Origin of the sequence: Streptomyces sp. NPDC056347, from assembly GCF_042262625.1 — a bacterium.
Taxonomy (GTDB): domain Bacteria; phylum Actinomycetota; class Actinomycetes; order Streptomycetales; family Streptomycetaceae; genus Streptomyces.
The window spans coordinates 1-9,258 of sequence record NZ_JBHJQP010000147.1; the positions used below are offsets into that span (position 1 = coordinate 1).

The 9,258-nt window shown below is 72.1% G+C and carries 8 protein-coding genes and 1 pseudogene; 6 read left to right on the forward strand and 3 right to left on the reverse strand.

The features are described 5' to 3' along the window. Positions 1-29: 29 nt before the first annotated feature. The 3 genes from ACFCV8_RS27490 to ACFCV8_RS27500 all read right to left on the reverse strand — a co-directional run bounded on the left by ACFCV8_RS27490 (position 30) and on the right by ACFCV8_RS27500 (position 4,124). On the reverse strand, positions 30-1,106 hold the full coding sequence (locus tag ACFCV8_RS27490) for a methyltransferase (RefSeq protein WP_376688145.1): 1,077 nt from the start codon (positions 1,104-1,106) through the stop codon (positions 30-32). Between the two features lie 35 nt (positions 1,107-1,141). After that, positions 1,142-2,212, reverse strand: a complete 1,071-nt coding sequence (locus tag ACFCV8_RS27495; RefSeq protein WP_376688146.1) for a nitrous oxide reductase family maturation protein NosD — start codon at positions 2,210-2,212, stop codon at positions 1,142-1,144. 283 nt (positions 2,213-2,495) lie between these two features. After that, the gene (locus ACFCV8_RS27500) at positions 2,496-4,124 is read right to left on the reverse strand and encodes an acyl-CoA synthetase (protein WP_376688147.1); all 1,629 of its coding nucleotides are present in this window, start codon (positions 4,122-4,124) and stop codon (positions 2,496-2,498) included. A 167-nt stretch (positions 4,125-4,291) separates the two neighbouring features. Here ACFCV8_RS27500 and ACFCV8_RS27505 point away from each other — a divergent pair, with 167 nt between their 5' ends. From ACFCV8_RS27505 to ACFCV8_RS27530, 6 genes and pseudogenes are all read left to right on the forward strand, one after another. Beyond that, positions 4,292-5,092, forward strand: a complete 801-nt coding sequence (locus ACFCV8_RS27505) for a crotonase/enoyl-CoA hydratase family protein (protein ID WP_376688148.1) — start codon at positions 4,292-4,294, stop codon at positions 5,090-5,092. Between the two features lie 15 nt (positions 5,093-5,107). After that, positions 5,108-6,052 carry a Zn-ribbon domain-containing OB-fold protein gene (locus ACFCV8_RS27510; protein ID WP_376688149.1) on the forward strand — a complete coding sequence of 315 codons (945 nt, stop codon included), beginning with the start codon at positions 5,108-5,110 and terminating at the stop codon, positions 6,050-6,052. Next, positions 6,053-7,105 (forward strand): thiolase domain-containing protein, encoded by a 1,053-nt coding sequence (locus ACFCV8_RS27515; protein ID WP_376688150.1) that lies wholly within the window; start codon positions 6,053-6,055, stop codon positions 7,103-7,105. Then, entirely contained in the window at positions 7,098-8,264 is a 1,167-nt protein-coding gene (locus ACFCV8_RS27520; protein ID WP_376688151.1) for a thiolase domain-containing protein, read from the forward strand. Before ACFCV8_RS27515 ends, ACFCV8_RS27520 begins: the two co-directional genes overlap by 8 nt. A 65-nt stretch (positions 8,265-8,329) precedes the next feature. Continuing rightward, positions 8,330-8,661: pseudogene (locus ACFCV8_RS27525) on the forward strand (DUF397 domain-containing protein). 9 nt (positions 8,662-8,670) lie between these two features. Next, complete coding sequence (locus ACFCV8_RS27530) at positions 8,671-9,171, forward strand: hypothetical protein (RefSeq protein ID WP_376688152.1); 501 nt, start codon at positions 8,671-8,673, stop codon at positions 9,169-9,171. Positions 9,172-9,258: the final 87 nt, after the last annotated feature.

A 9,258-nucleotide genomic window follows, 5' to 3' on the forward strand; every position in this document is an offset into this window, starting at 1 on the left:
GGGCATTTCGGAGTGCCCGGAGTGGAGGGTCAGTCGGGGACCACGCACTCGAACGCGTGGAGGTAGGGGTTGACGGGGACGACGTCACCGATCAGCAGACCGGCGTCCGAGATCCGGGTGACCAGGCTCTCCCGGGTGTGCTTCGCACCGCCGACGTTGAGGAGCAGCAGCAGGTCCATCGCGGTGGTGAAACGCATCGAGGGGGTGTCGTCGACCAGGTTCTCGATGATCACGACCCGGGCGCCCGGACGGGCCGCGGCGACGATGTTGCGCAGCGTCCGGCGGGTGCTGTCGTCGTCCCACTCCAGGATGTTCTTGATGATGTACAGGTCGGCCCGGACCGGGATCGCCTCACGGCAGTCCCCGGCGACGATCCGGGTCCGGTCCACGAGCGGACCCTGGTCCCGCAGCCGCGCGTCCGCCCTGGCCACCACGCCCGGCAGATCCATCAGGGTGCCGTGGAGATCCGGGTGCTTCTCCAGCAGGCTCGCCACGACGTGGCCCTGCCCGCCGCCGATGTCGGCGACCGAGGAAACCCCGGTGAGATCGAGGAGTTCGGCGACGTCCAGCGCGGACTGCACGCTGGAGGTGGTCATCGCACGGTTGAAGACCTGCGCGGACTCGTGGGCGTCCTGGTGCAGATGGTCGAAGAACCCCTTGCCGTGCACGTCCTCGAAGACGCTCCGGCCGGTACGCACGGCGTCGTCCAGACGCGGCCACACGTCCCAGGTCCAGGGCTCCGTGCACCACAGCGAGATGTCACGCAGGCTGTGGGGGTCGTCCTCGCGCAGCAGCCGGGACATCTCGGTGTGGGCGAACCGCCCGTCCGGCGTCTCCGCGAAGATCCCGTAGCAGGCCAGGGCGCGCAGCAGCCGCCGCAGCGGACCGGGCTCGGCCTTCACCAGGCCCGCGAGTTCCTGCGCCGTGGCCGGTGTCTCGCCCAGCGCGTCGGCGACGCGAAGCCGGGCGGCGGCGCGCACGGCGGCGGCTCTGGCCGCGCCGAAGACCAGCTCCCGCAGCTGCATGGCCGGCTGCGGGGGAGCGACGGGGTGCGGAAGGGCGGTGTGTACGGGGTTGGGGGCGGGGTTGGGGCTCACGGTGGTCATGCTGTCTCGCTTCTCCTCGTGCGGGGGCGCACCGGTCAGCACATCCCGGCCGGTGCGGATGTGGCGCAGGTGTTGGCGGTGAAGGTGTTGTCCTTTCCGGTGTCCCCGTTGGTGAGGTCGGCCGGCTTGTTGTCGAGGACGACGTTGTCGCTGATGGTGTTGCCGGTGTTCTTGGTGCCCACGAAGCTCTTGAACAGGACGACACCGCCGGACATCGGGGAGGTACCGGAGTTGTCGCGGATCGTGTTCGAGCGCACCCGGGTGTCCGCGGCGCCGGTGAGCACGATGCCGGAGCCCTGGAGGGCCGACAGCCGCTCGGTCGCGGCGCAGAACTTGTTGTTGCCGGTGACGGTGTTGGACTCGATGGTCATGGCCCCGGCCTGCGGCCTGCCCTCGTCGCCGACGACGAACATGCCGGTGCAGTTGCCGGTGGCGGTGTTGTGGTGGACGGACAGGTTGCGCACCCGGCGCGCGGTGAAGCCGATCCGGTTGTCGGTGAGGGTGTTGTGGCTCAGCTCGGTGCCTTGGGTGTCGGTGGCCCCGCCCTCCTCGTCGACGGTGTTGGCGACGAAGATGCCGGCATCGCCGTTGGAGCGGGCGGTGTTCCGGGTGAACAGGCCGCGGGTGGAGCGCTCCTGGGCGATGCCCCAGACACCGTTGTGCTCGGACGTCACGCGGCGGACGGCCAGGCCGTCGGTCCCGGAGGCCCAGACGCCGTTCTTCGTGAACCCGGAGACGGTCAGCGACTCGATCCGGACGCCGTCCACGGTGCCGCCCTTCGGGCCCAGGACGCAGACGCCGTTGCCCGCCTTCGCGCAGGCGTCGGCCGCGGCCCGGGTGGCCGGTTCGGCCGGACGGATGACGGTGCGGCTACCGGAGCCGCGCAGAGTGAGCCCGGAGGTGCTGATCCGCACGCTCTCCCGGTAGGTGCCCGGCAGGACGACGACGGTGTCGCCCGGCCGGGCCGCGTCCACCGTCCGCTGGATCGATTCGCCCGGATGCACCACCCGCACGGCGGGGGAGGAGGCGGCGGGCTGGGCCATGCCCACGGCCGCGGCGGACAGGGCCGCGACGGGGACCAGGATCGTGATGGTTCGTTTCCTCATGAGCCGAAGCTATGGGCGATCCGAACGGGTTGCCACACAGAGTCAGCGGATGGGTTCGGGGCGTGCCCGAATGGCTTACGCCGGTGATCCGGCCCGGCGGCGCCCCCCCCGCCTCGTACGGCCGCCGCGCCGGATTCACGCCCCCGGAGCCCCGCGGGGCCGGTCCCAGGCCCCCGGAGCCCGCAGGTCAGGTCTCGGCCCCCTGGAAGCCCGCAGGCCCGGTCCCAGGCTCCCGGGAGCCCGCGGGGGCGGTCTCAGGCCCCTGGACCCAGCCGGACCGGGCTCACGCCCCGGGCTCCTGCCGGGGTGCTACGGCCGAGCGGGCCCAGCGGTAGTCGGCCTTGCCGCTCGGTGAGCGCTGGATCATGCGGGCGATCACCAGCCGACGGGGGATCTTGTAGCCCGCCAGACGGGTGCGGCAGTGCGCCTGGAGATCGTCCAGCGACGGCTCGGCCGCCCCCTCGCGCAGCTGCACCACCGCCGCGACCCGGTTGCCCCAGCGCGGGTCGGGCACCGCGGCCACCAGTACGTCGTACACGTCCGGATGGGCCTTGATCGCCTGCTCGACCTCCTCCGGGTACACCTTCTCGCCCCCCGTGTTGATGCACTGCGAACCCCGCCCCAGGACCGTGACGATCCCGTTCTCGTCGACCGTCGCCATGTCCCCGAGCAGCACCCAGCGTTCCTCGCCCCGGCTGAAGAAGGTCTCCGCCGTCTTGCGGGGGTCGTTGTAGTAGCCGAGCGGTACGTGCCCCCGCTGGGCGAGCCGCCCGGGCTCTCCCGGGGCCACCGGTTCGTAGGTGGCCGGATCGACCACCGCCGTACGGGAGTTGACCTGGAGCCGGAAGCCCTTCTCCGGGCCCGAGTCGGCCGTCGCGGTGCCGTTGAAGCCGGATTCCGAGGAGCCGAAGTTGTTCAGCAGCATCACCGTCGGCACGAGCTCCTGGAACTCCGCGCGCACCGAGTCCGACATGATCGCGCCGGAGCTGGACACGGAGAACAGCGACGAGCAGTCGGTTCCCGCCAGCGGGCCCCGCAGCGCGTCGATCAGCGGCCGCAGCATCGCGTCGCCGACCAGCGACACACTGGTCACCTTCTCCTTCTCGATCGTGCGGAGCACCTCCTCCGGCACGAACTTGCGGTGCACCACGACCCGCTGCCCGAAGTTGAAGCCGATGAAGGCGGTGAGCGTCGAGGTCCCGTGCATCAGCGGGGGAGTGGGGAAGAAGGTGATCCCCTCGCCGCCCGCGGCGACCCGCTCGGCCAGTTCCTGCGGGGACTTCACCGGCTCGCCGGTCGGCGCGCCCCCGCCCAGTCCGGAGAAGAAGAGGTCCTCCTGGCGCCACATCACGCCCTTGGGCATGCCGGTGGTGCCGCCGGTGTAGATGATGAACTGGTCGTCGGCCGAGCGCGGCGGGAAGCCGCGCTCCGGGCTCCCGGACGCCTCGGCGTCGGTGAACGCGACCGCCTCCGGCCCCCGCGCCCCCGCCCCGGGGGTCCCCACCCGCACCAGGTGCCGTAAGACCGGGGCCTTCGGCGCGGCGGCCGCCACCCGCTCGTCGAACTCGGCGTCGAAGACCAGCGCGGTCAGGTCCGCGTCACGGTAGAGGTAGACCAGCTCCTCCTCCACGTAGCGGTAGTTCACGTTGACCGGCACGATCCGGGCCTTCAGGCAGGCCAGCACGGTCTGGACGTACTCCACCCCGTTGTAGAGGTGCAGCCCCAGGTGCTCGCCGGGCGCGATGCCGGCCTCGATCAGGTGGTGCGCGAGGCGGTTGGCCGCCGCGTCCAGTTCCGCGTACGTCAGTCTGCGCTCCGCGCCCGTACCGGGATGGTCGAGGTAGACGAGCGCCTCGCGTTCCGGGACCGCGTCGACGACCGACTCGAACAGGTCGGCAAGGTTGTACTCCACCAATTCCTCCTGACCCCGGAAGCTGACTGGCTCGGCGGTCATTAGAGCGCCGGTGGACGCAACTGTGAAGAGGCGCCGCCAAGTAAATCTGACTGGTTGTCAGAAAACTATTGAACTGGACCCCTGCCTACTGCAACCTGTTCCAGGTCTTAGACGGGAGGCCGACCATGGCTGGTACGGAACACCTCGACGTACGGCGCGAGGGCGCCACGCTGGTGCTCACCCTGAACAGGCCCGAGGCGAAGAACGCCCTGTCACTGGCGATGCTGGTAGGGCTGTACGACGGCTGGCTGGAGGCGGACGCCGACGACACCGTCCGCTCGGTCGTGCTGACCGGCGCGGGCGGCTGCTTCTGCGCCGGGATGGACCTCAAGGCCCTGGCCGGCAAGGGCATGGCGGGCGAACAGTACCGGGACCGGATGACCGCCGATCCCGATCTTCACTGGAAGGCGATGCTACGCCACCACCGCCCCCGCAAACCGGTCATCGCCGCCGTGGAGGGCCACTGCGTCGCCGGCGGCACCGAGATCCTCCAGGGCACCGACATCCGGATCGCGGGGGAGGGCGCCACCTTCGGGCTCTTCGAGGTGAGACGCGGCCTCTTCCCCATCGGCGGCTCCACGGTGCGCCTGCCGCGCCAGATCGCCCGCACGCACGCACTGGAAATGCTCCTCACCGGACGCCCGTACAGTGCGCGGGAGGCCGCCGGCATCGGACTGATCGGCCGGGTCGTCCCCGACGGCACCGCGCTGGAACAGGCACTGGAGACCGCCGAACGGATCAACGCCTGCGGGCCGCTCGCCGTCGAGGCCGTCAAGGCGTCCGTGTACGAGAGCGCCGACCTGACCGAGACCGAGGGTCTGGCCGCCGAACTGAAGCGAGGGTGGCCGGTTTTCGCCACCGACGACGCCAAGGAAGGCGCCCGCGCCTTCGCCGAACAGCGCCCGCCCGTCTACCGGCGCGCCTGAGCCTAGGAGGCAACCGTGCCCGAAGCCCTCAGCGCACCGCTGGTGGTCGAATTCCCCTTCACCCGATCCCTCGGCCCCGTCCAGAGCGCCTTCCTCACCGGACTGCGCGAACGCACCGTCCTCGGTGTCCGCACCTCCGGGGGCAAGGTCCTCGTCCCGCCCGTCGAGTACGACCCCGTAACCGCCGAGGAGATCCGTGAGCTGACCGAGGTCGCCGCCACCGGCACCGTCACCACCTGGGCCTGGAACCCGGCCCCGCGCCGAGGCCAGCCCCTCGCCGCCCCCTTCGCCTGGGTCCTGGTCCGGCTCGACGGCGCCGACACCGCCCTGCTGCACGCCCTCGACGCCCCCGGCCCCGACGCCGTACGCACCGGGATGCGGGTCCGCGTCCGCTGGGCCGCCGAACGGACCGGGGCGATCACCGACATCGCCTGCTTCGAACCGTACGACGGCGAGGACACCGGGCGGGCCGTGCCGCACGACGGCCGCTTCGCCGACCCCGTCACCGGCATCGTCGCCCCCGCCAGGCTCGACTACCGGTACACCCCCGGCCGTGCCCAGAGCGCCTACCTCGGCGAACTCGCCCACCGCCGCATCGTCGGCGAACGCTGCCCCTCCTGCCGCAAGGTCTACGTGCCGCCCCGCGGCGCCTGCCCCACCTGCGGCGTCGCCACCACGGAACGGGTGGAGGTCGGCCCGCGCGGCACCGTCACCACGTTCTGCATCGTCAACATCAAGGCGAAGAACCTGGACATAGAAGTGCCGTACGTCTACGCGCACGTCGCCCTGGACGGCGCGGACCTCGCCCTGCACGCACGGATCGGCGGCATCCCCTACGACCAGGTGCGCATGGGCCTGCGCGTCGAGCCCGTCTGGACCGAGGACGGCCGTCACCCCGACCACTACCGGCCGACCGGCGAGCCCGACGCCGACTACGACGCGTACAAGGAGCTGCTCTAGATGCGAGACGTGGCGATCGTCGCCTTCGCGCAGACCGACCATCTGCGCCGCACCGACGAACTCTCCGAAGTCGAGATGCTGATGCCCGTGCTCCACCGGGTCCTCGACGCCACCGGCCTGCGGACCAGCGACATCGGATTCACCTGCTCCGGCTCCAGCGACTACCTCGCGGGCCGCGCCTTCTCCTTCACCATGGCACTCGACGGCGTCGGTGCCTGCCCGCCGATCTCCGAGTCCCATGTGGAGATGGACGGTGCCTGGGCCCTGTACGAGGCCTGGGTGAAGATCCGGACGGGCCAGGCGGACACCGCGCTCGTCTACTCCTACGGAAAGTCCTCGCCCGGCCAGGTGCGCGACGTCCTCACCCGGCAGCTCGACCCCTACTACACCGGCCCCCTCTGGCCGGACTCCGTCGCGCTCGCCGCCCTCCAGGCGCAGGCGCTGATCGACGCGGGCGACACCGACGAGGCCGCCCTCGCGGAGATCGGCCACCGCAGCCGCGCGGCCGCCGCCGACAACCCGCACGCCCAGCTCAGGGCTCCGGCCCCGGCCGGGGAGTACGTGGTACGGCCGCTGCGCACCGGCGACTGCCCGCCGATCGGCGACGGCGCCGCCGCCGTGATCCTCGCCGTCGGGGACACCGCGCGGGCCCTGTGCCCCCGGCCCGCCTGGATCCGCGGCATCGACCACCGCATCGAGGCCCACGGCCTCGGAGTCCGAGAACTCACCGACTCACCGTCCACCCGGCTCGCCGCCACCCGGGCCGGAGCCTTCGAGCGCCCCGTGGACACCGCCGAGCTGCACGCCCCGTTCACCTCCCAGGAGGTGGTGCTGCGCAAGGCGCTCGGGCTCGACGGAAAGGTGCGGGTCAACCCTTCCGGCGGCGCGCTGGCCGCCAACCCCGTCATGGCCGCCGGACTGATCCGCCTCGGCGAGGCCGCCGCCCGCATCCACCGCGGCGAGTCCGACCGGGCGCTCGCCCACGCCACCTCCGGGCCCTGCCTCCAGCAGAACCTGGTCGCCGTCCTCGAAGGGGAGAACACCCATGCCTGAGGAGCCCGTGGCCGTCGTCGGCGTCGGCCAGACCAAGCACGTGTCCGCGCGCCGGGACGTCTCGATCGCCGGCCTCGTCCGTGAGGCCGCCGTCCGTGCCCTGGAGGACGCCGCGCTGACCTGGGCGGACATCGACGCCGTCGTGATCGGCAAGGCGCCCGACTTCTTCGAGGGCCTGATGATGCCGGAGCTGTACCTCGCCGACGCCCTCGGCGCGGTCGGCAAGCCGATGCTCCGGGTGCACACCGCGGGCTCCGTTGGCGGCTCCACCGCGCTCGTCGCCGCCAACCTGGTCTCCGCGCGCGTGCACCGCACCGTCCTCACCCTCGCCTTCGAGAAGCAGTCCGAGTCCAACGCGATGTGGGGGCTCTCCCTGCCCATCCCGTTCCAGCAGCCGCTGCTGGCCGGGGCGGGCGGCTTCTTCGCCCCGCACGTGCGGGCGTACATGCGCCGCAGCGGCGCCCCCGACACGGTCGGCTCCCTCGTCGCGTACAAGGACCGCCGCAACGCGCTGAGGAACCCGTACGCCCACATCCACGACCCGGACATCACCCTGGAGAAGGTCCGGTCGGCCCCGATGCTCTGGGACCCGATCCGCTACTCGGAGACCTGCCCGTCCTCCGACGGGGCCTGCGCCATGATCCTCACCGACCGCGCCGGAGCGGCCCGGTCGCCGCACCCGCCGGCCTGGGTGCACGGCGGCGCGATGCGCAGCGAACCGACGCTCTTCGCGGGCAAGGACTTCGTCTCCCCGCGCGCGGGCCGGGACTGCGCCGCCGACGTCTACCGCCAGGCGGGCATCACCGACCCGCGGCGGGAGATCGACGCCGTGGAGATGTACGTGCCCTTCTCCTGGTACGAGCCGATGTGGCTGGAGAACCTCGGCTTCGCCGCCGAGGGGGAGGGCTGGAAGCTCACCGAGTCCGGAGCCACCGAGATCGACGGAGACCTGCCGGTGAACCCCTCCGGCGGAGTGCTCTCCACCAATCCCATCGGAGCCTCCGGCATGATCCGCTTCGCCGAGGCCGCCCTCCAGGTACGCGGACGGGCGGGCGAGCACCAGGTGCCGGGGGCCCGCAAGGCACTCGGCCACGCGTACGGCGGCGGGGCGCAGTTCTTCTCCATGTGGCTGGTCGGAGCCGAGCCTCCCACCCGCTGACGGCAGGCCGTCCCGGGCCCCCGAAGCTCCCCTTTCGCACCCTGTCCGCGACCGGCCGGGGTGGCTTGCGCCCCGGCCCGGGACGACGAGCTGGAGGAGCCGGGACAGCGGAGCGCACCACCACGGACCGGCAGCCCTTCGCGGGCCGGGACAAGCCGGAGCCCGATCCGAGCGACGCGCGGTGGAGGTCGGGCACCCGGGGCGCGGGTGGCGTCCAGATCGCTTTCGTCGAGGGGTTCGTCGCGATGCGCGACGCGGGCCGTCCCGGCAGCCCGTCGCTCGTCTTCACCCGGCCGAACGGCGCGCCTTCGCGGTGAACGCCCATGAGGGCGAGTACGACCTGACCCGAGCCCGGGGCGGTGGCACCCGGCGCCGCGGGGTGAGCCCGGACACGTAACATGGCTGCATGTCCTTCCTCCGCCGCCGTAGCGCAGCCACACCCGCGGGCCCCGACTTCGACGTCCTGGCCATGGACCCGGGCGACTGGCCCGGAAACCTCGGCGCCGGTCTGCTGCCCGCGCCCGACGGAAGCTGTCAGGGCGTCTTCCTGCGTTACGACCTCTTCGGCGGCCGCGGCCCCGCGATGATCATCGGCAACCTTCCGGAGGGCTCGCCCGCCCGCGAGACCGAGGAGGGCCAGGTGCCCTTCGAGGTCGCCCAGCTGCTCCTCGCACTGGAGAACGACGAGCCGGTCGAGGTCACCGGCACGGAGGACATCCCCGTGATGCAGGGCGACAACCTGCTGATCGTCCGCCGGATCAAGCTCTCCGAGAGCCGGATCTCCTGCGTCCAGTTCGACCGCAGCGACGGGGTGCTCGTCACCATCGCCAGCTGGGACCGGCCGATCACCGACGATCTGTACACGCTGCTGAAGCCGCTGCCCGCCGAGCTGTTCCAGCAGGGCTGAGGCTCCGGCCGGGCCCGCCCGGCCGAAGCGTTCCTCCCCGTCGGCCGCCCGTGTCCCCGGCGGCCCGCCCGCACCGCCGCCACCCGC